Source organism: Methylomonas sp. MS20, assembly GCF_050275925.1.
Lineage (GTDB): Bacteria > Pseudomonadota > Gammaproteobacteria > Methylococcales > Methylomonadaceae > Methylomonas > Methylomonas koyamae_A.
Genome location: NZ_CP189962.1, coordinates 1631077 through 1653734 on the forward strand (window position 1 = coordinate 1631077; position 22658 = coordinate 1653734).

Genomic DNA, 22658 nt, shown 5'->3' on the forward strand with positions numbered 1-22658 from the left:
TTCATGAGCGAGACCGAGGACGCCCGCCTCCGTCAGGCGCGGGGCCTGGCGCTGCTGCTGCAACTGCAACGCCGGGCGCGGGCCGCCGAGGACTTGGCCGCGCTCGGCTTCGTGGCGGTCAACGAAACTCGCGGCTTGGTCGAATATCGGCAAGCCGCGTTATGGCTGGATCGGCCGTTGCGGCCGATCGCGGCCTTGTCCGGTGTCGCCGATGCCGATCCGCAAGCGCCGTACGCGGTCTGGTTGGCGGCGGTGTGCCGCTGGCTGCACGGTGCCGACCGCGCGTCGGCTTATCGCTGCATGCAGCTGGACGAACTGCCGGAGGCGCTGCGCGGCGATTGGCGGCAATGGTTGCCGGCTCAGGCCTTATGGTTGCCGTTGACGGCGCGCGGCCAGTGCCTCGGCGGCTTATTGCTGGCCAGGGAATCGGCTTGGCTGGACGCCGAAGCGCAACTGCTGGCCGAATTGGCCGACGCTTACGCTCACGCCTGGCAAGCACTGGCGCCGAGACCGGCTTGGTATCGGCGCGGGTTCGGCCGGCGCTCGGTCAAGCTGTGGGCGTTCGGCGTCCTGCTGGCGTTGATGTGGCCGCTGCGCTTGTCGGTGCTGGCGCCGGCCGAGATCGTCCCGGCCCGGCCCACGCTGATTCGCGCGCCGCTGGCCGGCGTGGTCGCCGCGTTTCACGTCCAGCCCAATCAAAGCGTCGCGGCCGGTGAACCGCTGCTGAGCCTGGAAAATACCGATATCGCCAACCGCTTGGACGTATCGCGCAAGGCGCTGGCGGTGGCCGAGGCGGAATATCGCAAGACCGCGCAACAAGCCATGTTCGATGCCGACAGCAAGGCCGAAGTCGCGGTCTTAAAGGCGCGGATGGACCAGCACGCCGCCGAGGTGACGTTCATGCAAGGCCAGCTGGCGCGGGCCGAGGTCGCAGCGCCGCACGCTGGCGTGGCGATCTTCGCCGACGTGCACGACTGGCTGGGTAGGCCGGTGGAATTGGGCGAGCGGATTTTAATGGTGGCCGATGCCAACCAAGTGGAGCTGGATATTCGTCTGCCGATCGGCGATTTCATCGAATTGGCGGACGGTGGCCCCGCGACGGTGTTTTTGAACGTCGACCCTCAGCATCCGATCGCGGCCGAGGTGTATAGCGTCAGTTACCAGACCTCGGCCGAGGTCGGCGACGCGCTGGTGTACCGCGTCAAGGCGCGTCTGACTGACAGCGAGCGGCCGCCGCGCATCGGTTTGAAGGGGACGGCCAAGCTTTACGGCGAACGGGTGACACTGTTTTATTACTTGTTTCGGCGGCCGTTGGCGGCCGCGCGTTTATGGTTGGGATGGTAGCCGATCCGACGGCCTTGCCGCCGTTGCGGGAAGAAATTCATTGTCTGGCCGGGCCCGCCGGATTTGACGGCGCGCCGACCTGGACCCTGCACGATCCGGCCAACAACCGTTTTTACCGGATCGGCTGGCCGGAATTTGAAATCCTCAGTCGCTGGCGGTTGGCGGTTCCGCAGGCGATCGCAGACGCGATCGGGCGGGAAACCACGCTGGCGGTGAGCGCCGAGCAAGTCGCCGATCTGGGCAAGTTTCTAATGGCGCACAATCTGCTGCGCGCGGAAGGTCCGGCCGGTCTGGAAGGGCTGCGCCGACAAGCGGCGGCCAGCCGAATCGGCGTCGGCGAATGGCTGTTGCACAATTATCTGTTTTTCAAGATTCCATTGGTGCGTCCCGACGCCTGGTTGGCGCGCTGCTATCCGCGATTGGCTTGGGTTTACAGCGGGCGTTGCGCCGCGCTGTTCGGACTGTGCGCGTTACTGGCGCTGTTTTTGTTGTCGCGGCAGTGGGACGCCTTCCTGAACACCTTTCCGTATTTCTTTAACTGGCTAGGTCTGGCCCAGTGGTTTCTGGCCCTGGCTCTGGCGAAAACCTTGCACGAGTTCGGTCATGCCTTGACCGCCCATCGCTACGGTTGCCGGGTACCGACGATGGGGGTTGCCTTCATGGTGATGTACCCGATGTTGTACACCGATGCCAGCGAGGCCTGGAAATTGGTGTCGCGCCGGCAACGCCTGGCGATCGCCGGGGCCGGTGTCGCCGCCGAACTGGGCTTGGCCGTGGTCGCGGCGCTGGCCTGGAGTTTTTTGCCGGACGGGCCGGCCCGTGGCGGCGCGTTTTTGTTGGCGACTTCGACCTGGATCGTCACGCTGGCGATCAATCTTAGTCCGTTCATGCGCTTCGACGGCTATTACCTGCTGGCCGACTGGCTGGGCGTCGATAATCTGCAGCCGCGCGCGTTTGCCTACGCCCGCTGGCGCACGCGGACTTGGCTGTTCGGTTTGGACTGGCCGGCCCCTGAAATCCTACCGCCGCGGATGGCGCGGTTTTTCGCGGTCTATGCTTGGGGAACCTGGCTGTACCGCTTTTTCTTGTTTTTGGGGATCGCGGTACTGGTTTACCACTTCAGCTTTAAATTGCTGGGTTTGTTGTTGATGGCGGTTGAAATTGGTTGGTTTATTGTCCGGCCCATCGTTTCCGAATTGCGGGTCTGGTGGAGCTTGTCCGGCCACGACATCGGCCAGGGCCGGCGTTTGACTGGACTCGCCGCGCTGCTCGGCGTAGCCGCCCTGCTGCTGTTGCCGTGGCAGGGTTATACGACCGCGCCGGCCATGATCCGCGCCGAGCAGTATGCCGAGATTGTCCTGCCCAGAGCGGGGCGCTTGGAGAGTTTTCCGGTCGCCGCCGGCCAGACCATCAAACGCGGCGAATTATTGGCCCGTCTGAGTTCGCCGGAGTTGGATTATCAAGCCTCGGACGCCGGCAGTCAGGGCCGCGCGCTGGCCTGGCAATTGGCTTATCAGGGCCTGCGCCAGGAGTTGTTGCAACGCCGGCGGGTGTTGTTGAAGGAATTGGAATCCGCCGCCGCCAAGCAGGCCGGCACCCAGGAGCAACAAGCCGAGCTGACGTTGTCGGCACCGTTCGACGGCGTGGCGCTGGACGTTAACGATGCGCTTCAGGTCGGTCAATGGTTACCGGCCGGCGAGGCGATGCTGATTGTCGCCGATCCCGGCGCTTGGTTGGTCGAGGCCTATCTGGCCGAAGAGGATTTGCTGCCCGCCGAGCAAGCGGTGTCCGGCTGGTTTTACCCGGACGATCCGGACGCGGCTCCGGTCGCGTGTCGGGTGGAACGCATCGATCGCGGCGGCTCGACTCGAATTCCCGATGCGCTTGCCTCCAGTTACGGCGGGGATCTGGCGGCGCGTCCGGACCGGCAGGGCCTGCAGATACCGGAAAGGGCGGTGTATCGGATCGTATTGCGGCCGATTCAAACCCCAAGCCGCAACGCCTTTCCCGGCGTACGCCGAGGTAGCGTGCGCTTGGATACGCCGGCCGTCAGTCTGCTCAGTAAAGCCTGGCGAAGGGTTGCCACCGTGGCGGTCCGCGAATCGGGGTTTTAGGCGTTTACTCATTCCGAAGATAACGTTCACGAAACCGTCGGGTCGTCCCAGCCAATCAAAGCGCCGGCGTGGGAGCGGCTTTAGCCGGGATCGGTGTCGTTCCCACGTCGGCACGCCGTGATTTGCTCCCTGATTTTCAGAAAGATGATCAGCTAAACGGCACAGCGAGGACAAAGCCGAGCGCAACTACGGCCTTGCCCAGGCTAGCTGTTCCTTATTTCCCTACTGCCCGGACTGGGCGGGCTGTTCCAGTCCTTCTTCTCCCGAGTTCGTGGCGTCCATCGGTGCGCCATTACGGCATACCGTATCGCGCACGAAATATCGTGGCGTTTAGACGGTGCCGATGAATTTGCTTGTCGCAGGTCTCCAGTCTATAGCGCTTCAGTTTCAATCGCTTAAGGCGGATTGAGCGTGGTTTGCATGACTTGGCATCCGATTTGCCCTTATAGATTCAAGTTCATCAAGTTTCTAGGTAATTTTTTTATCATCAAATTTGGTGACTTTCAGTTCTACCACACTATCGGATTATTCGACCTTGCATAAGGCAAATCCGAATCGTTTTAAATTAATTCACTTTGTTGGGGGATATATCATGAAAACATTGACCGGAATAATCAGCGTGATATTGGGTGTCGCCGCTTTTTCGGCAAACGCCGGTGGTACGGCCGTCGCGGAGGACCCGAATGCCAATAGCGGCCCGGCTACCTACTTTGAATTCAGCGCCGGCGCGATTACGACCTATTTCACCGACTGCAAGGGCATGGGTTCGCAAAATGAGGTTGTCGAATCCAAGGTCGTTAGCGGGCGGGGGGAAATGGGTGCGGTTAAAGTACCAGGGCGAATGTCGGTTAGAAATCTAACTTGCAGCAAAGCCTTGGGTAAATCGCTGGAGTTATGGAATTGGCGGCAACAGGTCGCGGACGGAAATATCGGCAGGGCACGTTACGATGCGACTTTGATTGCCTACGATGCGTCGATGACACCTATTGCGGAATGGTCTTTTAGTCGCGCATGGCCGGTATCGGTCGATTACAACGAAACCACGCCCGGAAAAGAAACCCTGATATTCGCCGCCGAACGTGTCCAGCGGGTGAAGTGATCGAGTCCCGGCCCGGCCTATCGCCGGATTGTGGGGCGTTGACGGTCGCGGTTTCAAATCCGTTTGAGCCGAGCGGATCGATAGACAATAAGTTTGGCCCCCCAATGCTTCGTGTAGCCAGGCCACGCAGGGGGCGGGTTTCGTCGCGGACCTTTTTATAACAGGTGGGGTGCCTGTTACTGTCTCCAGCGCTTGTTGCGGCGTGGGTGTTTATTCACGATGGTTTTGTAAGATGTCCAGCGCCAATGCCGCCGCCAAGCGGCCGGTTTGGGCGCCGCCTTCCATGAAACCGTAATTGGCGTCGCTCAAATGCTCGCCGGCAAAAATCAATTTGTCGAAAGCCACTTGTTGGGTCGCGGAGCCGTCGCCCTCGACCCAAAAAAATTCGGCGAATGTGCTCAGCTGTCCAGGCGCAAAGTTAGCGTAGCCGCCGCCGACATACGGATTATTGCCCCAGGCGCTTTTTGCCAAGCCCCCGCTCGCCGAGGCTTTCGCGCCAGGGATAAATTTGTCCAGATCGGTGATGAATTGTTTCGCCAGCGGTTTGATATTGCCGGTGTTATTCAGTTGTCTGGCCTGATCGCCGCCCAAGAAAAAATTCAACGCGCCGCCGCGACGATGCGGTTGGCGCTGAGTTTCGTCCCAGACCTCCGAGTAGCCGAAGTCCGTCCAGGCCGCCAAACTAAAACCGGCGGGGCTATGCCAGAAGCGTTGCTTAAAACCGGCGATCAATTTTTCATTGGCGCCCGGATTGGCTTCGGCGACGAAACGGCGAAACAAAGCGGGTAACGGGGCATCGAGCTCCACGTTGCGCAAGGCCGGAAAGGGTGTCGCAATGATGACGATGTCGGCTTCAACCCGGCTTCCGTCGCTGAAGGTCAGATGGTATTCGTCGTTGCGCAGCTTGAGCGCTCGCAAAGCTTTACGCAGATGAATTTGCCCCGCCAAGGCGCGCGCCAGCGCATCGGTGATCCGCGCCGAACCGCCGACCACGGCGTAAACCTCATCGCTGTAGCTGAGCAAATCGACGGCTTGACCGTCGACCACCGGCAAAATATCGATTAGTTGTAATGCCGACGCTTGTGAGGTTTCCGCGCCGAATTCGGTCCGCAGCATATTTCCCAGCAGGCTGCGCACATAAGGCGCGCCGATTTTATCGGCGTGTCGGTGCAAGTAATCGCTGACCGACCATTGATCGAACAGCGGCGCATGCGTTTCCCAGTCCTGGTCCAGCAAGCCGGCATCTTCGTGAATCTGCGCGGCAATGGCGCGCAAATCGTCGGCCAGCTGCGCTTCGCTAAAGCGTTCGCCGTTGAAGAAATAGACTTCTTTCGGATAAGGTAAGCGCGCCGCATCCTGGCGTTTATCGAACAGCTTAATCCCGAAGTCCTTGGCCAACCCCAGCATGTCCGGATGATTGGTATTGATCAGCTCCGCGCCCAAATCGATCGTCAAGCCGTCGTCGAGGCTGGCGGACAACATACGGCCGCCTACCCTGGAGTGCGCTTCGAAGACTGTCGCCGCAACGCCGGCTTTTTTTAGCCGGTAAGCGGCGTTTAGGCCGGCAATACCGGCCCCGATGATCGCCACTCGCGCATCGCCGCGATCTTTCGCCCAAGCCGGCGGCGCCAAGCTTGAGCCCAGCGCGCCGGCGAATCCGGCCGCCGTCGAGGTCTTGATAAAGCGGCGCCGGCTCCAGCCCGCCTGGCTAGCGGGAATCGGGTCGGGCAAGTGATTGGCTTTAAGATGGTCCCGTCTGGCAGCCTGTAAAATCAGAACCAGCCGCCGAAATAAAGTGCTATGCGTCATCAGCAAATCTCCCGTATTCGAAAATCGCATTATAGAATTAAAATCCGCCGCGGCTGAGGTCGCGCGCTGGAATAAACGTGTTGCCCGCTACCGCGATACCAAGCCGAGGACGGCGCTTTGGCGGGGAAATCGTCAAATCCGGCGTACGGTCGAATGGAGTCAGGCGGCCATCGGCTGTGTTTCTTCAGCTTTCTCCGTTTGCAAGATGACAGCGATACCGCTCTGAAAACGAATACCTCCATTGGAACGCCCTCGATCGCGGCTAAAGACGCTCCGGCCCGGTTTTTGTGCTGCGGGCGAAAACCCTTCCACGATCCTTAGATTGAGGCAAGCCGCGATGTTTCGAGCGAAAACCGCTATCTAGGCAAACGGACGGTCGCAGGCGTTGTGCGGCTGGGTTCGCCTGGTTCCGAGGTTCGCCGCCGGAACCAGGCGTTGGGCTTACTGATTCCGGACGGCGAATCGCGCCTATCCTTACTCGGCCGGCCCGCCGATAAAACGATATGCCAAAGCGCCCAATATCGCGCCGATAAACGGCGCGACCCAAAACAGCCACAGTTGCGCCAAGGCCCAATCACCAACGTACAGTGCGACGCCGAGGCTGCGAGCCGGATTGACCGAGGTATTGGTGACCGGAATGCTGATCAAATGAATCAAGGTCAGGCAGAGGCCGATCGCTATCGGCGCCAGGCCTTGCGGAGCGCGGGCGTCGGTGGCCCCGAGTATCACCAGCAGAAACATCATCGTCATCACGACTTCGGTGATCAGCGCCGCCAGTAGCGAATAGCCGCCCGGCGAATGTTCGCCGTAACCGTTGGAGGCAAAGCCAGCGGACACGTCGAAACCGGCCTTGCCGCTGGCGATCAGATACAAAACGCCGCCGGCAATTACCGCGCCGACGACTTGCGATGCGATGTAAGGCAACAATTGCTTGGCCGGAAACCGGCCACCCATCCACAGGCCGACCGATACCGCCGGATTGAGATGGCAGCCCGAGATATGGCCGATCGCGTAAGCCATCGTCAGCACCGTCAATCCGAAGGCCAGCGAGACGCCGAGCAGGCCGATACCGACCTGCGGAAACGCGGCGGCCAATACGGCGCTGCCGCAGCCGCCCAATACCAACCAGAAAGTCCCAAAGGACTCGGCTACATAATTTTTCATCTGATTCTCCCGTGTATAGTTATTGTGGTGCCGATTTTGGGACTTTATTTTTGTTTGTGAATCAATCGGCTAGCAGACTCTAGCCCCGCCCCGCACGCGCTGTCAATCACAAAAATTCGTGCTGACCACTAACCGGGGCGATGGTTGGATTTGGCGACGGGATTCTCCAGCTGGGTGGGCGTTCAGGCGAGGAAACCGAAGGCCGGTATCGGCGGTTTGGCAAAACCGGGTTATCGATGTGAAAATACTCGGTTAACGATCATTCCCAAGGTAGCCGACCCGACTATGCCCGACATTTCCCGTCACGGACACAGTACCAACCTGATCGGCGTGGCGACGGAGTGCATCGCGAGCCACTTGTTCAACGAATACCCCAAATCCCTAAGCATTGCCGGTACCCGCGAGGCGGCGCACGGCCTGTTCGACAAATTGGCCGAGCAAACCACGCTGGAACAATGCGGTCAGGTGTTTCAGGATTATATGTGCGTGGTGTTCGGTTTCGAGACCGAGCAACGTTTGAGCGACGACGCTCTAGGCCGGCGCCGTTACCGTAACAGTTATTTGCGGCTGATTCAGGATTGGGGACTGGATTCCAACAACGCTCAGGGGGCGGTGTTGAAGGGGTGGGTGGAAAGTCGATTCGGCTTGTTTCCCAATTATCATAAGACCCGTATCACCAGTTTCATGAGCTACGACTGGCTGGCCTATGTCGAAGAAAAGATGAACAGTCGCTATCACAACAACTGCATCTTCATGCAGTTGGATTTGCTGTATGAGTTTTGCCAATGGGTGGTCGCCCGCTTTCAGCGGCCGGCTGCCACGCACAAGACGCTGTATCGAGGGGTCAACGATTTAGGGGATTGGGTTGTCGAAGGCGTGGGCGATCACCATGAAAAAATCGTCCGCTTCAACAGCATCGTGTCGTTCACGGATAAGTGCGGTATCGCCGGCGAGTTTGGCAGCTACATTTTAGAAGTCGAGGTACCGATGGTAAAACTGGTGTTTTTCAGCGATCTGCTGCCGCACCATGCCTTGCGCGGCGAGGCTGAATATTTGGTGATCGGCGGCGATTACCGAGTTACCGTGAGGCGTTGATGAACGAAGCTTTGCTGAACCGCGCACTGGGCGCGTATCTGGGTTTTGCCTGCGGCGATGCGCTGGGCGCGACAGTGGAGTTTATGTCGCCCAAGCGCATTCAAAAGCGCTACGGCGTGCATCGCGAGATGATAGGCGGCGGTTGGTTGGATTTGGCGCCGGGGCAGGTGACCGACGATACTCAGATGTCGCTGGCCTTGGGCGCGGCTATCATCGCCCGGCCCGATTGGGATTTGGCGACGGTGGCCGACCATTTCGTGGCTTGGTTGGACACCGAGCCGCCCGATGTCGGCATGACTTGCCGGCGCGGCATCGTCCGCTATCGCGACGAAGGCGAATTGATCGGCTTGCCGCGCGAGGACGAGGCGGGCAACGGCGCATGCATGCGCAATTTGCCGGTGGTGTTGGCGACCTTGAATCGGCCGTTCGAATTCGAGCGCTGGAGTCTGGAGCAGGGCAGGATCACTCACCACAACCCCTTATCCGACGCGGCGACTCTGACGTTGGGGCGGATGACGCAGGCCTTGTTGTTGGGCAAAGGTGTTGCGGAGTGCAGAGCGCTGGCGGCCGGTTTGGTCGAACAATTCGAGCTATTCGCGTTCGAACCGTATCTGGGGAAGTCGTCCGGCTATATCGTCGATACGCTACATACTGTGTTGCACTATTTTTTCACGACCGACGATTTCGAGTCCTGTCTGGTGGCGACGGTCAATCAAGGCGGCGATGCCGATACGACCGGGGCGCTGGTTGGCATGTTGGCGGGTGCGCATTACGGTTTGGCCGGCATTCCGCCGCGTTGGTTGGAAAGCCTGGACGGCAAGGTTGCCGCCGAAATTCGCCGCCAAACCGAGAAATTACTGGGTCTAGCCGCTTAGCTGCGCCGAACGGCGGTCGCGGTCAGACCCGAGCGGCCAGTTTCAGCAACAAACCGGCGACCAATGCGGTCTGCAGCAAGCCGACGCCAACGACCGCGCGGATCGGTTCGGCCTGATGCTCGGTAAAGCCGTCGGCTTTGAGCTTATTGGCGAACTCGAGCGTATCGAGAATGATGCTGCTCATGGTGGGTAGACTCCGGATGCGGGACATTGACCGTAGAGTCGGCCCAAATTCAGAGCCACCGACAAAATGCCTCTTGTCTCAAGCGCAAAACGCCTCGATGCTGGCCAACAGGCCCTTGGCGTCGAGTCCGCACAAGCCGAGCAGTTGTTCTCTGGAGCCCTGCTCGACGAAGCGGTCGGGCAAGCCGAGGGTCAGGACCGGCATCAGTATCCGTTGCGCTTGCAGGAATTCCAGTACCGCACTACCGGCCCCGCCGGCAATGACGTTTTCCTCGACCGTGACGAACACGTCGTGGGTTTTCGCCAGTTCCAGAATCAAGCTTTCATCAAGGGGCTTGACGAAGCGCATGTTGGCGACCGTGGCACCCAGTTGCTTGCCGGCTTCGACGGCCGGGGCGACCATCGCCCCCCAGGCCAGGATGGCAATCCGGCCGCCCTGGTGGCGAATCTCGCCCTGGCCGATCTCAAGGTCGGTCAGGCGCGGATCGATCGCCGCGCCGGGCCCCTTGCCGCGCGGATAGCGCACCGAGGCCGGGCCATTGTAATGGAAGCCGGTGGTCAGCATTTGCCGGCACTCGTTCTCGTCGGCCGGGGCCATCACTAGCATGTTCGGAATGCAGCGCAGATAGCTGTAGTCGAAGGCGCCGGCATGGGTCGGGCCGTCCGGGCCGACCAGACCGGCTCGATCCAACGCAAACAACACGTCCAGATTCTGCAAGGCCACGTCGTGGATCAACTGGTCGTAGCCGCGCTGCAAAAACGTAGAATAAATTGCCACCACCGGCTTGGCGCCTTGGCAGGCCTGGCCGGCGGCCAGGGTCACCGCGTGCTGCTCGGCGATGGCCACGTCGAAATAGCGTTGCGGGTATTGCTGGGAAAACTCGACCAACCCCGAGCCTTCGCGCATGGCCGGGGTAATCCCCAGCAGCCGCTCGTCCTCGGCCGCCATGTCGCACAACCAACGGCTGAACACCTCGGTATAGGTCGGGTGCGGCGACGGCGCCGCCTTGGGCAGAAAATCCTGGGTCGGATCGAAGGCCGGCACGCCGTGGTAAGCCAAGGGGTCCTTCTCGGCCGGCGCATAGCCCTTGCCCTTCTTGGTGACCACGTGCAAAAACACCGGTCCGCGCAAATCCTTGAGCTTGTCCAGGGTCGACACCAAGATCTCCAGATCGTGGCCGTCGATCGGTCCGAAGTAATTAAAGCCCAACTCCTCGAACAAGGTGCCCGGCACGATCATGCCTTTGACATGTTCCTCGGCCTTGCGGGCCAACTCCCAAACGCTGGGCATGCTGGACAAGGCCTTCTTGCTTTCCTGACGGACCGACGAATACAGCTTGCTGGACAAAATCTTGGTCAGATAATTGTTCATCGCCCCGACCGGCGGCGAAATCGACATCTCGTTGTCGTTCAGAATCACCAACAGATTGGCATTGACGTCGCCGGCATGATTCATCGCCTCGAAGGCCATGCCGCCGGTGATCGAACCGTCGCCGATGATGGCCACCATCTTCTTATCCTCGCCGCGTAGCTGCGAAGCGATGGCCATGCCCAAGGCCGCGCTGATCGAAGTCGAGGAATGGCCGACGCCGAAGGCATCGTATTCGCTCTCGGCCCGGCACGGAAAGGCCGACACCCCGCCCAGGGTACGGATCGTGGTCATTCTGTCCTTGCGGCCGGTCAGAATCTTGTGCGGATAGGCCTGATGGCCGACATCCCAAACCAATTGATCGACCGGGGTATTGAATACGTAATGCAGCGCCACGGTCAATTCCACCGTGCCCAGGCCGGCCGCGAAATGGCCGCCGGAAATGCTGACGGTATGGGTCAGAAACCGGCGCACCTCGTCGGCCAACGCCTGGAGCTGCTCGGGCGCCAGCGCGCGGATGTCGGTCGGGCTGGCGATGGTGGCTAGCAGCGGAAATTCGTTAGTCTGTTTCATATTAGTACAGGGGTTCGCGGTAGAACATCAGAATCACGCCGATTTGGAATAGCGCAAAAACCGAGATAAAGCCGGCCACGTTTTTGCCCGGCGCGTCCAATTTCAGCTCCAGCCAACGGCCGCAAGCCAGGATTAGCGCGAACACGCCCATCAGGGTGTGGCCGACCTGGATTAGAAACGCGGTTTTAGCCTCGAAGCCGACATGCGAGTGCGCTAGCAGCATCATGCCGCCGAAGGCCGACATCAGCGGAAACAAATAGGGCAGAATACCGGGGTCGGCCTTGACGCGGGCGCGGGTCTCGTACAAGCCCAGCATAAACACCAGAAAGGTGGCGATCCGGTGTTGCAAAATCTCGCCGTTGTTGAAAGTGCTATCCCAAAAGCCGATCGGACCCAACGGCCAGCTCTCGGCGTCGGAACGGAAGAACAGGAATATCCCGAGTCCCATGAAGCCGACCGGCCAGTAGCGCGCCCAGTTGTGAAAGCGCTCCGAGTAGGACAGCATCGCGAAAAAACTCATCGCGGTCAGGAAGATACCGGAGATGTTGTGGTTGTAATCCGACCAGGCGGTGGCGGCTTCCGACGGGATTTGGCCGACGATGGCGATCCGGCCGGCCTCGCCGGCGAGCAGGGCTTCGTGGGTTGGCGATTCCCAACGCGGTATGCGCGGGTGAAACATGTTCAACACTTCTTCCCAGGTTGCGGTTAAGTGCGGAATATCCACCGACGGCGGTTGCGAGGCCAGACTGGCGGCGGTGAACAGAATGGTCAACAGAATCAGGGTTTCCGCTTCGATGTAGTAGGGCACCCGGGCGGTCAGCACGTACTGGCTGCGGCTGGTGAAGTACTCTCGGACGGCGGATTTGTTCATCCAGGCAAAGCCCAATGCCAGTCCCATCATCATGATTTTCACGGTTAGCAGGTTGCCGTAACCGGCGCCGATAAAGCCCTGGAAGGTGCGAATGTAATACCAGGCTAACGGGGTGCCGGTCACCAGCAGCAAGCCGACCGCGCCTATCCCCAGGCCTGAGAAACGCTTCAACAGCAGCGGCCAGATTTCCTCGGCGATGGCGTTTTGCTTGCGCAAGCCCCACAGAGCCAGTATTTGGAAAATGCCGCCGACCCAGGCCGCCGCTGCGATCTGATGGCTGACGGTCAAGGTCATTAGCAAACCGCGGTCTTCCAGGCGACTGGCTCCGTGGACCAGCCAGGCGGCGGCTATCACTAGCGGCACGATAATGGCGATCGCGATTTGCCAGTGCCGTTTGGAACGTAAGTGGTGTTTCAGGCCGAACTTGATGAATAAATACAGCGCAAAGGCAAATAGTGCGCGGGCCACGCCGGCGTTGAATTGCACGGTGTGAAAAAACGCCGGGAACGGCGATTTGCCCAATGTAACGGCCATTAGCCAAATTTTCAGACCGATTTTCGACAATTGGGTGATGACCACGGCTTTGCTGCCGAAGTGGATCAGATTGACGGTTCTGTCCAGTAACGCGCTATTGTAATTGGCGCTTTCGTCCCAGGGGCGCAGCACGAACAAGCCCCACAGCAAGCCGCCGATGGCGATGGAGTAGAAGGTCAGATCGACGCCGCCGATCAACGAGTCTAAATAATTGGCAATGCCTTCCATAAGGATTTATTTGGGTTCTTTAACGAAAAAGCGCAGCAGGTCTTCACTGAGATGACCGTCCGCGGCGAAAATCTTCAGTTTGATCGCATACTCGCCGGGCGCCAAGGCCGGCAGGTCGAGCACCACTTGGCCGGGTTTGGCGCCGAGCGAGGCGCTGACCGGCGTCATCACGTCGCCGGCGCTGACCAGAAACACTTCCGACAAATCGAGCTCCACTTTCGAATTGAACGACAATTCGACCTGGCTGGCTTGATTGACCGGCACCGGTTTCAATTTCAACGAGTTATGGGTAACGACGGCGTGACCGAACGCAATGTTGCTGGTAGCCAGCGTTAAAATCAAAAGTATCCGTTGTAACGAGTGCATAACAATCTCCTTATTTCTTGTTTTTCAGAGCATGACTGGCTAGGTTTTTGCCCAGCGTCCAGATCGAGCCGGTGACGTTGTGGGTATCGGCGATGGTTTTTTCCATCGCGTCGACGATCCAGTCGCGGTCTTTTTGCGTCAGGTTAAGCGGCGGCAACAGCTTGACGACATTCATGCCGTGGCCGGCGACCTGACTGAGCACCCGATGTTCCTTGAACAGCGGGATCGTAATCATCTGACAGAACAGACCTTTGTTGGCCGCTTCCAGCATCGCCCAGGCGGCTTTTAGCCCCAGGCTCTTCGGCGACTGGAATTCGATCGCGATCATCGAGCCCTTGCCGCGCGCTTCCTTCAGGAATTCGTACTTCGGACTCATCTCGTTCAGCGTGGCGATGATGTCTTCGCCGATCTTGGCGCTGTTTTCCACCAGCTTTTCGTCGTGGATCACATGCAGGCTGGCCAGGCCGGCGGCCATTGCCATATTGTTTTTCGAGAAGGTCGAACCGTGGACGACGGCGCGGTCCATCCGGTTGAACACCGTGTCCATGATTTTGGCGGTCATCGCCACGCCGCCGACCGGCACGAAGCCGCCGGACAGTGCTTTAGCCATCAAAATCATATCGGGCTTGACGCCCCAATGTTCAATCGCCCAGAACTTGCCGGTGCGGCCGATGCCGGTCTGGATTTCGTCTGCGACGAACAGCGTGCCGTATTTTTTACACAGGCGTTCGACTTCCGGCAGGTAGTCGTCGGACGGCAGGTTGACGCCCTTGCCTTGGATCGGCTCGACGATGAAGGCGGCGACGTCCTTGCCGCTAAGTACTTGTTCCAGCGCGGCCAGATCGTTGAACGGCACTGCCGAACAGTTCGGCAATAAGGGGCCGAAGCCCTCGCGGAATATTTCCTCGCCGTTCAGCGACAAGGCACCCATGGTCAGACCGTGATAGCCGTGTTCGCAATAAACGATGCGCGGCCGCTTGGTGGTGTAACGGGCGAATTTGATGGCGGCTTCGACCGCCTCGGTGCCTGAGTTGCAGAAAAACATTTTTTCCAAATTGTCCGGACAGGTGGCGATGATTTCCTTCGCCAGTAAGCCGCTCAATAAGGAAACGTCCATTTGCACCAGATTCGGTAATTCCAGCGTCAAGGTTTCTTGCAAGGCCTTGACGATGGTTGGGTGATTGCGGCCCATCGCGAACACGCCGAAACCGCTCAGCAAATCCAAGTACTCGTTGCCTTCGTCGTCGTACAGGTATTGGCCGATCGCTCGCTGGTATTTGCGGTCGTAACCGATGGTACGCAGGACTCGCACCATTTGGTTGTTAAGGTATTGCTCGTGCAGATCGAATTTTTCATCGAAATGCTGGGAAAACAGATCGGCAATGCTGAAGGACATTTATTACCTCGTAAGCTGCGCCGTTGCCGGTAATCGCGGCAAGGGCTGGTTTTTCTAGTAAATGACGATTTCGTTTAAGTGTTTGGCGATGGTTTTCAGCGTCTTTTGGGCGGCGCCGAAATGTCGGCCGAGTTTGATCAATCCTGGAAGCTCCCAAGGATGATTCAGCAAGTGGCGTAGTAATTTAGCCATCTCGACGCGGCCCTGATCGTTCAAGGCGCCGACCACCGCGCGCGGCAGGTCCATCGCGGCCGGATCGGCGATCGCGCGCAATACCAGGAATGGTAAATTGGCTTGACTGGCGACTTTGGCAATCGCGCCGCTTTCCATGTCCAACGCTACCGCGCCGGTTTCGCGGTGAATCAGTTGTTTGTCGCTACTCAGCGCGACGATACGCGCTTCGGTGGAGAGATTGCCGCTCCCCACCGTCAGGCGTTCGCTGAGTCGGTTGCGCATTTTGTGCGACCAACGTTTGTCGGTTTCGTAACTTTGACGGTCGAAAAAAATCTGGTCCGCGACTACCAGAACGCCGGGCCGCAACTGCGGCGCCAATGCCGCCGCGCAACCCCAGCTGATCAGCCGATCGGCGCCCTTGGCGATGAGCAGGCGAGCGGCGCTGGCGGCATTGTTGGGACCGGCGCCGGCATAAGCGACCAGGATGTCGGCGCTTATTCGGCAACATTCGCCGCGCGCCAATTTCCGGGAAGTCAGCGTGGCAAGTTCTTCTGGCAGGGCAACGACGATTCCGCAACTCACGTTACTGTTTATTCAGTTCGTTGCGGTATCGGGCTAAAGCCCACAACGGGAAGAACTTGTCGTAGCCGTGATATTTCAAATAAAACACCTTGGGAAAGCCGGGTGCGGTAAAGCAGGGGTCGTTCCAGACGCCGTCGGCTTGTTGGGTCCGCATCAGGAAGTCGATGCCGGCCTTGACTTCCGCGCTACGCGCTTCGCCGGCCGCGATCAGGCCCAATATCGCCCAAGCGGTTTGGAACGCGGTGCTGAAGTGGTAGCTGCCGCGATACTGAATGTCGTCGTGATAACTCAAGTTATCCTCGCCCCAGCCGCCGTCCTCGCGTTGCACGCTCTTTAGCCAAGCGGCCGCCTTGACGAACATCGGGTCGGTTTTCGGCACATCGGTTTGTTCCAGACCCAATAGGGTCGACCAAGTACCGTAGATGAAGTTGGTACCCCAGCGGCCGAACCAGGAGCCGTCGGCTTCCTGTTCGCCACGGATGTATTCGATCGTGCGTTGCAAGGCCGGACGGTATTCGTCGTGGTCCTTGGCGACGCGCGCCATCAACATGGCGCAACGGGCGCTGACGTCGACGGTCGGCGGATCGAGCAAGGCGCCGTGATCGGCAAACGGAATTTCGTTCAGGTAGTAATAGGTATTGTCGACGTCGAAAGCACCGTAGCCGCCGTTCTCCGATTGCATGCCGACGATCCAGCGCGTGGCGCGGTGGATGGATTCGTCCAGGTTGTCCAGGCCGGATTCGGCCATTGTGAAACCGACGATCGCGGTATCGTCCACATCGGGGTAATGCGGGTTGGCGAACTGGAAGGCCCAACCGCCGCCGGCTAAGTCGGGTTTCCGGACCCGCCAATCGCCGGGTTCGTCCGACAATTGCACGCTTTTCAACCAGTCGTAGGCATGGGTCAGGGCCGCGGCGTTACCGCGTTTGTCGGCTTCGATCAATGCCATGCTGGCCAATGCGGTGTCCCAAACCGGCGACAAACAGGGTTGGCAATAGGCGTCTTTTTCGTTGACGACTAATAGTTTATCGATGGCTTGCCGGCAGATAGTCACATTCGGGTGGTCGTTAGGCATGCCGAGCAACAGCATCGCCTCGTAGGCGTTGACCATGGCCGGGAAGATGCCGCCCAGGCCGTCCTCGCCGTTCAAGCGATCGGTGAACCAAGTCACGGCTTGGTCTATCGCGCGTTGGCGCATGCGGTTTGGGATCAAGGGTTCGGTGACTCGGCCCAGTTTATCCAGGGCCAGAAAGCATTTGTTCAACAACGTGCGTTCCGGGAAGTAGTGCTTCTCTTCGTCGGGGTGGACGACGAACAGTTCCAGGATGTCGATATTACGCGGATTCTTGGCCTTGGCTTTCAGCGTGCACAGGATGAACAACGGCACCATCACGGTTCGCGACCAATAAGAAACCTTGTCCAAATGGAAAGGAAACCACTTGGGCAGCAGCATGATTTCGACCGGGATGTAGGGTACGCCGCGCCAGGGCAATTGTTCGAATATGGCCAGCGCGATCCGGGTAAACACGTTGGCGCGCGCCGCGCCGCCTTGGGCCAGAATCCAGGTCCGTAGTTTGACCATGTGCGGCGCGTCGATGGCATCGCCGGCCATCTTCAGTGCGTAGTAGACCTTGACGCTGCAGCTGATGTCGCCGGGACCGCCCGTGAACAACGGATAACTGCCGTCGGGATTTTGCCGCCCGCGCAGGTAAACGGCGATCTTGGCTTGCAATTCTTCGTTAATGTCGTCCAGGTAATGCATCATCATGATGTATTCGGACGGGATGGTGCAGTCGGCTTCGAGTTCGAACACCCAATAACCCTTGGGATTTTGCAGGCTGAGCAATCGGGTTTGGGCGCGCTCGATGGCGATATTCAGCGCGCTTGACGCGTTGGATGTCGCCGAGCTGCTGGGTGAAAAGTCGTGGTTGCTCTCTACGGGGGCTTCAGTAAACATGGCGATTCCTTATTGTCCGGAGTGAGATACGGGTAAATACTGCCAGTCAGGCGTCTTCAGGCCCCGGCTGGACAGATTGAATAAAAGCGACAAAAGCCAGTTGCTGCGAGCCGCTAATTTACTGGCGACTATCGTGGCCTTGACGCTGTTGCGGCTGATCTTGACCTGACTCGAATCATTGAAATCAAGGTGTTGCTTGATTTTTTTCAAGGTCAGTACCGCCATGCCCAGTGCCCACAGGCAAAAATTGCGAATGCCGGTTTCGTGGCTGGGCAGAAGTTGGGTGTAAGTCAGGGCGTTTTGCAGATGGCCGTGGGCAATGTCGATCAAATGTTCCAGGCCTTTCCGAAAGCGTTGGTCGTTGGTGGTCGGCGTCAGTTCGGTCAGTTTGAAACCGGTCTCGTCGAAAATATCTTGCGGCAGCCAACAGACGCCGCGTTTGGCGTCGTCCCAAATGTCCTTGAGAATGTTGGTCATTTGCAGGCCTTGACCGAAGGAAACCGACAGCTTCAATAGTTCCTCCCGATGCGCGGCGATTTCCGGAGAATAGTGACAGAACAGTTTTGCCAACATCTCGCCGACGCAGCCGGCGACGTAGTAGCAATAGTCGTCCATGTCCTTCATTGTTTTCAGGCCGGCGTGTAGATCCAGCGCCTGGTAAATCGGCATGCCGTTGGCCATCGTTTGCACGCATTCGGCTAGCGCTTGAATTTGCGCCGCGTCAAGGCTGTGGGTGATCGCGATGACCCTTGGAATCACCCGGATCAAGCTGTGTTCGGCCGGAATGGTTTGTTCGGAAAGCAATGGTGCCAATTCGGCGGCAAACGAGTCAGCGTGGGCGCCGGTCTTGACGACTTCGATAAAGCCGCGACAGAAGTACTTTTTTTGCTCGGCATCCAGAGACACTTCGTCTTCGATGGTATCGACAATGCGGCACAGTAAGTAGGCATTGGCCACGGCCGTGTAGAGCGCGCCGGGCAATTGCGGGATGGTCAGGGCGAAAGTGCGCGACACGCCTTCAAGCAATACGGCTTGAAACCCGCTGTCCGGGAGCCGGTTGAGTTCGGCTATGTCGGTGATTGGCGATCGAGGTCCTTTCATGGTTTTACGGTCTATTGAAGATGTGTCAATGATAGTCGGTTTGTTGGTGATTTGCAAAGCGGTGTTGTTTTAGGGCAAATTTTTCGACGCTTTGCTTAAGGTAGGTCGTGAGTTAGTTGAGATTATTTAAGTAAGTATATGATTTATAAATGTGCTGATTTGTTGTGTTGGATCGGTTTTCCTATGGCGCGGCTGTTCAATTGAATAGATTTACCGCAAGCAATTTGCTGTTGTTGTTGCTTTTTCTTCATTCTTACTGGAGTGAATCCAGAAAAAGTAGTATTCTAGCGACATCTGCTTGTATCGCCGCACTGTATTTCGCTAGTATTTCTCAGGTTTTATGGGGCCTCGGCGGCATACGGAAGGTTGGCTTGGGTTGTTGTTTTTTTTTAACAACAAATCGATGTCAGTGTCTTGATAGATTTTGGAGAAAACGCTGTGAGTGTTCCTTTACGTCAGCAATGGGCTGTAGGTAGTTATCTGGTTAAGCAAAAACTCAAGGGTGTGAAAAAATACCCGTTGGTGTTGATGCTGGAGCCGTTGTTTAGATGCAACTTGGCTTGCGCCGGCTGCGGTAAAATCGATTACCCGGACGATATTCTCGATAAGCGCTTGTCGGTGCAAGAGTGTCTGGATGCCGTGGACGAGTGTGGTGCGCCGATGGTCTCGATTCCGGGCGGCGAGCCTTTAATACACAAGGAAATGCCGCAAATCGTCGAAGGTATCGTCGCTAGAAAGAAATTCGTCTATCTTTGCACCAATGCGTTGTTGTTGCGCAAGCGCATCAACGATTACAAGCCTTCCCCGTATTTGACTTTTTCGGTACACCTGGATGGTTTGAAGCATCGCCACGATGCCTCCGTTTGTCAGGACGGCGTGTTCGACATTGCCATCGAGGCCATCAAGCTGGCCTTGGGCAAGGGCTTCCGAGTCACGATCAACTGTACGTTGTTCCAGGGCGAAACCCCTGAAGAAGTTGCCGAGTTCTTGGATTACGCGATGGACCTGGGCGTCGAAGGCGTGACGATCGCGCCGGGTTTCAGTTACGAGCGGGCGCCGCGTCAGGATGTGTTTATCCGAGGCGTGGATACCAAGAACCTGTTCCGGGGTATCTTCAAACTGGGCAAAAAACGCAAATGGAAGCTTAACCACTCGGCGCTCTATTTGGATTATCTGGCCGGCAATCAAAGTTACGATTGTACGCCGTGGGGTAACCCGACCCGCAATGTGTTTGGTTGGCAGAAGCCTTGCTATTTGCTGGCTGACGAAGGCAACGCCGCGTCCTTTAAAGAACTGTTGGACGATACGCCCTGGGATAAATACGGCACGGTAAAAAATCCCAAATGCGCGAATTGCATGGCTCATTGCGGTTACGAGGCGACAGCGGTCGAAGATATGTTGGCGAATCCGTTGAAAGGACTTTGGGTGTCGTTACGCGGGCCGAAAACCTCCGGAGATATGGTTGCCGAGACGCAGCCTAACTATACCGGCGATCGTAAAACCTCGATTTCGGAAATTCCGGTGAAAATCGAGTCTTAATGTAAATCACCGAGAGCGTAACTTGAATTGGCGCTGTAAACCGAACAGTTTGGATGGCAAGGCAATGATGTTGAGAAAGATCTTATTGGGTATTGGTTTTCTGGCGCTATTATGCGTTTCTTCGGCGGGCATTGCCGGCGAAATGACGGCACGGCAGGTCGTCGAGGGCTTTCAGAACGAGCTGTTGGACGTGATGAAGCAAGGTAAAGCGCTTGGTTTTCAGGGACGATACGAAAAATTGGATGTTGCCGTCAAGAAAAGCCACGACTTGCCGAAAATTGCTCGTATTGTCGTCGGTAAGCAGTGGGAGGAGTTGGCGCCCGAGCAGCAATCCAAGCTGGAAGAAGTATTCAGTAAATTAAGCGTGTCGGCTTACGCGCATAATTTCAAGGATTATTCCGGGGAATCGTTTAACTTCGTGTCAGAAGAGGAAACCGGTCGGGGTGGCGTGGTTATTCACACTAATCTGTTGATTCCAGGTGAAAAAGACGTCAAGTTCGATTACATGATGAAGAAAAAAGACGATGGTTGGCAGATTATCAATATAATAGCCGACGGCGTTAGCGATTTGGCTCTGAAGCGGTCCGACTACACAAATGTGCTGAGTCGGGAAGGTTTCGATGCCTTGATCGCTAAAATTAACGAAAAGATCGATAGTTACGCGAAACAATAAGTCTGTTTTAGGAATTTCTGTAATGTTTAACCCCAGTTTTCAAGCGAAAAGTCAGGCTCCCCTGCTTTGGGCGCTGTTGGTTTCAGGCGCCTTGGCCGGTGGCGGATGCGCGACGACGGAGTCGCGTAGCGACCAAGCCGCCGGCAAGAGTAAGGATGTGTCTGGTTCTTCGAACTCCGTCGATCCGTACGAAGGATTCAACCGTTCGATGTATGGCTTCAACATGGGATTGGACAGGTATTTGCTCAAACCGGTCGCGGACGGTTACAAATACGTCACGCCGGATTTCATGGAAACCGGCGTCAGTAACTTTTTCAATAACCTTAAAGGCATCAACGTCGTGTTGAATGATGTTTTGCAAGGTAAGTTCGAACAAAGCGCGTCGGATACCGGCCGTTTTCTGGCGAATACCACATTCGGCGTCGCGGGTTTGTTCGATGTCGCCAGCGATTTGGGTTTGCAAAATAATGTCGAGGACTTTGGTCAAACCTTGGCGGTTTGGGGTGTCGATCAAGGCGCTTATTTGGTACTTCCGGTGCTGGGTCCTACCACGGTTCGCGACGGTGGGGCAGTCATTATCGATAAAGCCGCCAATCCGGGTACTTATGTGCCGGGCAGCGGCATCGTCGAAGGCATTAACGACCGCGCGAATGCCGAAGGCGCTCTGAATTTCATCGACGAAGCGGCGCTCGATCCTTATGTATTCACCCGCGAGTCATTCCTGCAGTATCGGAAAAACCTGATCAACGACGGTAAAGCCGATACCAGTAGTTACGATTTGGATGTCGACGCGGCGCTTGAAGAGACTTCGGGTTCAGAAGTCGAAAAAAAAAACAGTTCAGGAAAGCCGGCGCCGGCCGATAGCAGCAAAGTCGACCAACCGGTAGCCGCACCGGTCAAGTCCAGTGCCGTAGCAACGGCAGCGAGCCCGGCCTTCGAAAAAATGCTCAAATCCTTTGAGGAGGCCTCGGCTAAAATGGATAGGATTAGTAAAAAAAAAACCAGACACAAGCGTTAGTCTGAGCTGATTAGGTGTTTGCTAATAACAAAAAAGGCCGGTTTTACCGGCCTTTTTTGTTGGAAAGCCCTCGAATTAATAGTGCAGCAAGGAATGAATTTCGTACCCTTGCAAATTCCCTCTCCCGTTCAGAAAATCCAATTCGACGACGAAAGCGCATGCCACCACGCTGGCGCCGAGTTTTTCGATCAATTCGCAACTGGCCTTCGCCGTACCGCCGGTTGCCAACAAGTCGTCTATCAGCAGCACTTTATCTTTGCTATCGACGGCATCGATATGTACCTCAAGTTCCGCGGAGCCATATTCCAGATCGTAAGACACGCTTTGTACGTCGTAGGGCAACTTGCCGGGCTTTCGTAGCGGGACGAACGGAATACCCAGTTCCCAGGCAACTAGAGAGCCGAAAATGAAGCCGCGGGCTTCCATGCCGGCTACCGCAGTAATGTCGCGGCCGAGAAACGGATGTAACAGTTGATGTACAGCCAGCCGTAGCGTGGCCGGGTCCTTGACCAGTGGCGTGATGTCCTTGAAGACGATACCGGGTTTTGGGAAATCGGGAATGTCGCGAATTTTGTTTCTGAGTCTGTCCATTGT

At 57.4% G+C, this 22658-nt stretch carries 19 protein-coding genes; 8 read left to right on the forward strand and 11 right to left on the reverse strand.

Translation table 11 applies throughout. The features are described 5' to 3' along the window. Positions 1-3: 3 nt before the first annotated feature. From ACQE3D_RS07105 to ACQE3D_RS07115, 3 genes are all read left to right on the forward strand, one after another. Positions 4-1344, forward strand: a complete 1341-nt coding sequence (locus tag ACQE3D_RS07105; protein ID WP_313728567.1) for an efflux RND transporter periplasmic adaptor subunit — start codon at positions 4-6, stop codon at positions 1342-1344. Continuing rightward, the gene (locus ACQE3D_RS07110) at positions 1329-3458 is read left to right on the forward strand and encodes an HlyD family efflux transporter periplasmic adaptor subunit (RefSeq protein ID WP_313728566.1); all 2130 of its coding nucleotides are present in this window, start codon (positions 1329-1331) and stop codon (positions 3456-3458) included. Before ACQE3D_RS07105 ends, ACQE3D_RS07110 begins: the two co-directional genes overlap by 16 nt. 592 nt (positions 3459-4050) lie before the next feature. Beyond that, positions 4051-4557: a phage tail protein gene (locus ACQE3D_RS07115; RefSeq protein ID WP_064027195.1), complete on the forward strand. Its 507-nt coding sequence runs from the start codon at positions 4051-4053 to the stop codon at positions 4555-4557. A 210-nt stretch (positions 4558-4767) separates the two neighbouring features. Here the strand turns inward: ACQE3D_RS07115 and ACQE3D_RS07120 are convergent, their stop codons facing one another. Both ACQE3D_RS07120 and aqpZ read right to left on the reverse strand, forming a co-directional pair. Continuing rightward, positions 4768-6366, reverse strand: a complete 1599-nt coding sequence (locus tag ACQE3D_RS07120; RefSeq protein WP_313728565.1) for a flavin monoamine oxidase family protein — start codon at positions 6364-6366, stop codon at positions 4768-4770. Positions 6367-6840: 474 nt separating this feature from the next. Further along, complete coding sequence (gene aqpZ, locus ACQE3D_RS07125) at positions 6841-7530, reverse strand: aquaporin Z (protein WP_071159378.1); 690 nt, start codon at positions 7528-7530, stop codon at positions 6841-6843. Positions 7531-7815: 285 nt separating this feature from the next. On the opposite strand from aqpZ, the gene ACQE3D_RS07130 reads away from it, so the two are divergent. After that, a complete protein-coding gene (locus ACQE3D_RS07130) occupies positions 7816-8625 on the forward strand; it encodes an NAD(+)--dinitrogen-reductase ADP-D-ribosyltransferase (protein ID WP_064027205.1) in 810 nt (269 codons plus the stop codon). After that, positions 8625-9500 (forward strand): ADP-ribosyl-[dinitrogen reductase] hydrolase, encoded by an 876-nt coding sequence (gene draG, locus ACQE3D_RS07135; protein WP_313728564.1) that lies wholly within the window; start codon positions 8625-8627, stop codon positions 9498-9500. Before ACQE3D_RS07130 ends, draG begins: the two co-directional genes overlap by 1 nt. A 22-nt stretch (positions 9501-9522) precedes the next feature. On the opposite strand, the gene ACQE3D_RS07140 is transcribed toward draG, so the two are convergent. The 8 genes from ACQE3D_RS07140 to ACQE3D_RS07175 form a co-directional block, all read right to left on the reverse strand. After that, positions 9523-9684: a hypothetical protein gene (locus tag ACQE3D_RS07140; RefSeq protein ID WP_157197814.1), complete on the reverse strand. Its 162-nt coding sequence runs from the start codon at positions 9682-9684 to the stop codon at positions 9523-9525. Positions 9685-9762: 78 nt separating this feature from the next. Then, positions 9763-11625: a 1-deoxy-D-xylulose-5-phosphate synthase gene (gene dxs, locus ACQE3D_RS07145; protein ID WP_313728563.1), complete on the reverse strand. Its 1863-nt coding sequence runs from the start codon at positions 11623-11625 to the stop codon at positions 9763-9765. A gap of 1 nt (position 11626) precedes the next feature. Continuing rightward, a complete protein-coding gene (locus ACQE3D_RS07150; protein WP_313728562.1) occupies positions 11627-13258 on the reverse strand; it encodes a copper resistance D family protein in 1632 nt (543 codons plus the stop codon). A 6-nt stretch (positions 13259-13264) separates the two neighbouring features. Then, complete coding sequence (locus ACQE3D_RS07155; protein ID WP_313728561.1) at positions 13265-13624, reverse strand: copper resistance CopC family protein; 360 nt, start codon at positions 13622-13624, stop codon at positions 13265-13267. Between the two features lie 10 nt (positions 13625-13634). Further along, the gene (locus tag ACQE3D_RS07160) at positions 13635-15020 is read right to left on the reverse strand and encodes an aspartate aminotransferase family protein (protein WP_313728560.1); all 1386 of its coding nucleotides are present in this window, start codon (positions 15018-15020) and stop codon (positions 13635-13637) included. A gap of 54 nt (positions 15021-15074) precedes the next feature. After that, the gene (locus ACQE3D_RS07165; RefSeq protein ID WP_064026246.1) at positions 15075-15776 is read right to left on the reverse strand and encodes a phosphorylase; all 702 of its coding nucleotides are present in this window, start codon (positions 15774-15776) and stop codon (positions 15075-15077) included. Between the two features lies 1 nt (position 15777). After that, positions 15778-17733 (reverse strand): squalene--hopene cyclase, encoded by a 1956-nt coding sequence (gene shc, locus ACQE3D_RS07170; protein ID WP_313728559.1) that lies wholly within the window; start codon positions 17731-17733, stop codon positions 15778-15780. Between the two features lie 9 nt (positions 17734-17742). Further along, on the reverse strand, positions 17743-18834 hold the full coding sequence (locus tag ACQE3D_RS07175; RefSeq protein WP_071159356.1) for a phytoene/squalene synthase family protein: 1092 nt from the start codon (positions 18832-18834) through the stop codon (positions 17743-17745). Positions 18835-19272: 438 nt separating this feature from the next. Here ACQE3D_RS07175 and hpnH point away from each other — a divergent pair, with 438 nt between their 5' ends. From hpnH to ACQE3D_RS07190, 3 genes are all read left to right on the forward strand, one after another. Continuing rightward, positions 19273-20373: an adenosyl-hopene transferase HpnH gene (gene hpnH / locus ACQE3D_RS07180; protein WP_313728557.1), complete on the forward strand. Its 1101-nt coding sequence runs from the start codon at positions 19273-19275 to the stop codon at positions 20371-20373. A 67-nt stretch (positions 20374-20440) separates the two neighbouring features. Further along, positions 20441-21046 carry an ABC transporter substrate-binding protein gene (locus ACQE3D_RS07185; RefSeq protein WP_427551757.1) on the forward strand — a complete coding sequence of 202 codons (606 nt, stop codon included), beginning with the start codon at positions 20441-20443 and terminating at the stop codon, positions 21044-21046. 22 nt (positions 21047-21068) lie between these two features. Further along, a complete protein-coding gene (locus tag ACQE3D_RS07190; RefSeq protein ID WP_281022712.1) occupies positions 21069-22064 on the forward strand; it encodes an MlaA family lipoprotein in 996 nt (331 codons plus the stop codon). A gap of 75 nt (positions 22065-22139) precedes the next feature. Here ACQE3D_RS07190 and ACQE3D_RS07195 read toward each other — a convergent pair whose 3' ends face one another. Next, positions 22140-22655, reverse strand: a complete 516-nt coding sequence (locus ACQE3D_RS07195) for an adenine phosphoribosyltransferase (protein ID WP_064026256.1) — start codon at positions 22653-22655, stop codon at positions 22140-22142. Between the last annotated feature and the right edge of the window lie 3 nt (positions 22656-22658).

Bases quoted from the DNA above. Each gene is read 5' to 3' on its own strand.
- ACQE3D_RS07105 (WP_313728567.1), top strand. From the start codon at position 4: ATGAGCGAGACCGAGGACGCCCGCCTCCGTCAGGCGCGGGGCCTGGCG.
- ACQE3D_RS07110 (WP_313728566.1), top strand. From the start codon at position 1,329: ATGGTTGGGATGGTAGCCGATCCGACGGCCTTGCCGCCGTTGCGGGAA.
- ACQE3D_RS07115 (WP_064027195.1), top strand. From the start codon at position 4,051: ATGAAAACATTGACCGGAATAATCAGCGTGATATTGGGTGTCGCCGCT.
- ACQE3D_RS07120 (WP_313728565.1), bottom strand. From the start codon at position 6,366: ATGACGCATAGCACTTTATTTCGGCGGCTGGTTCTGATTTTACAGGCT.
- aqpZ (WP_071159378.1), bottom strand. From the start codon at position 7,530: ATGAAAAATTATGTAGCCGAGTCCTTTGGGACTTTCTGGTTGGTATTG.
- ACQE3D_RS07130 (WP_064027205.1), top strand. From the start codon at position 7,816: ATGCCCGACATTTCCCGTCACGGACACAGTACCAACCTGATCGGCGTG.
- draG (WP_313728564.1), top strand. From the start codon at position 8,625: ATGAACGAAGCTTTGCTGAACCGCGCACTGGGCGCGTATCTGGGTTTT.
- ACQE3D_RS07140 (WP_157197814.1), bottom strand. From the start codon at position 9,684: ATGAGCAGCATCATTCTCGATACGCTCGAGTTCGCCAATAAGCTCAAA.
- dxs (WP_313728563.1), bottom strand. From the start codon at position 11,625: ATGAAACAGACTAACGAATTTCCGCTGCTAGCCACCATCGCCAGCCCG.
- ACQE3D_RS07150 (WP_313728562.1), bottom strand. From the start codon at position 13,258: ATGGAAGGCATTGCCAATTATTTAGACTCGTTGATCGGCGGCGTCGAT.
- ACQE3D_RS07155 (WP_313728561.1), bottom strand. From the start codon at position 13,624: ATGCACTCGTTACAACGGATACTTTTGATTTTAACGCTGGCTACCAGC.
- ACQE3D_RS07160 (WP_313728560.1), bottom strand. From the start codon at position 15,020: ATGTCCTTCAGCATTGCCGATCTGTTTTCCCAGCATTTCGATGAAAAA.
- shc (WP_313728559.1), bottom strand. From the start codon at position 17,733: ATGTTTACTGAAGCCCCCGTAGAGAGCAACCACGACTTTTCACCCAGC.
- ACQE3D_RS07175 (WP_071159356.1), bottom strand. From the start codon at position 18,834: ATGAAAGGACCTCGATCGCCAATCACCGACATAGCCGAACTCAACCGG.
- ACQE3D_RS07185 (WP_427551757.1), top strand. From the start codon at position 20,441: ATGTTGAGAAAGATCTTATTGGGTATTGGTTTTCTGGCGCTATTATGC.
- ACQE3D_RS07190 (WP_281022712.1), top strand. From the start codon at position 21,069: ATGTTTAACCCCAGTTTTCAAGCGAAAAGTCAGGCTCCCCTGCTTTGG.
- ACQE3D_RS07195 (WP_064026256.1), bottom strand. From the start codon at position 22,655: ATGGACAGACTCAGAAACAAAATTCGCGACATTCCCGATTTCCCAAAA.